Origin of the sequence: Shewanella sp. SW1 (genome assembly GCF_025653545.1) — a bacterium.
In the GTDB taxonomy this organism is placed as follows: Bacteria; Pseudomonadota; Gammaproteobacteria; order Enterobacterales; family Shewanellaceae; genus Shewanella; species Shewanella oncorhynchi.
The window spans coordinates 1-987 of record NZ_JAKKSG010000054.1 but is presented as its reverse complement, the minus strand read 5'-3'; the positions used below and the strand labels follow the sequence as shown (position 1 = coordinate 987).

At 39.6% G+C, this 987-nt stretch carries 2 protein-coding genes and 1 pseudogene; 2 read left to right on the top strand and 1 reads right to left on the bottom strand.

Going from position 1 to position 987, the window contains the following annotated elements:
- Window positions 1–212 (top strand): transposase (locus tag L5M71_RS23000; RefSeq protein WP_263163063.1); only part of this gene is annotated, 212 nt, incomplete at its 5' end.
- Between the two features lie 31 nt (window positions 213–243).
- Here L5M71_RS23000 and L5M71_RS22995 read toward each other — a convergent pair.
- Window positions 244–672, bottom strand: coding sequence for a type II toxin-antitoxin system HigA family antitoxin (locus L5M71_RS22995; RefSeq protein WP_263209984.1), 429 nt, complete (start codon window positions 670–672; stop codon window positions 244–246).
- A 153-nt stretch (window positions 673–825) separates the two neighbouring features.
- Between L5M71_RS22995 and L5M71_RS22990 the strand changes: the two are divergent.
- A pseudogene (locus L5M71_RS22990) lies at window positions 826–987 on the top strand (IS110 family transposase); the annotation flags it as partial.

Sequence of the window (987 nt, the reverse complement as noted above, 5' to 3'; positions counted from 1 at the left end):
GGAAATCTGTTATTCCAAGGCGCCGCTATAAGAATACACCTCAAGAAAGAGTCGATTGGTGCTTATATCGGTATCGACATTTAGTGGAGAATGCTTTTGGAAGAATTAAGCACTATCGAGCAATATCAACAAGATATGACAAGCTAGCAAGAAATTACGCCAGTATGGTGTCACTGGCGTTTATGTTAATGTGGCTGCCGATGTATTGCTGAACAACATTTGTACAGCAAAGATCAACAGACCCTAATTCACGAAGCTAAAAAAAAATGATACAGGCACCCCAAAGCGCTGACTGAGTGCTTCAATGTGTTGTCGATTTAGCTTTTTCCCTTCTACGGAATTGAGTAACTTACTCACATTATTTTTTGAACCTAATTCAGGAAGATCTGCAACTCCAATACGATATTGCCCCATAAGTGTTTTCAATACAGCAATACCACAGTCCATTCCGGCAATGGCTGAATTAAATTTAGCAAATTCATCCGCCTGTACTTCCCATCGATCAATGCTAAGTGACAAAATTTCGATCAAAAACTTGTTTGCGTCGTAATCATCTATCAGAACGTCCATTAATGCTAACGCTTGCTCATAGTCGTCCTGAGTTTCAATGTGAGCAAGGTATGGCACTTTGGCCAATGCTTCTCTAATTTCAATACATGCAGTAGGTAGCATATACATTACTCCTTTGTTCGACGGTACTTGTCAGTCAGCATGGCTAACCACGCATTTCACATATATTGTAGTGATGTGATGGACGCCTCAGCACCTAAGCTTGCAGTATTATGCCAAGCTTAAAGCTGACAAATAGTTCTGGAGGTTTCCATCATGGATATTAAAGTTATTGGTATCGATTTAGCCAAAAATGTTTTTCAAGTTTGTGTTTGTCTTATGGATAACTCTGTCATGAGTAACAAAAAGGTTAACAGAAACAAGCTGCTCGATAAAATTAGACAATTCCCCGAAGGTAGCCTTATTGCTATGGAGGCC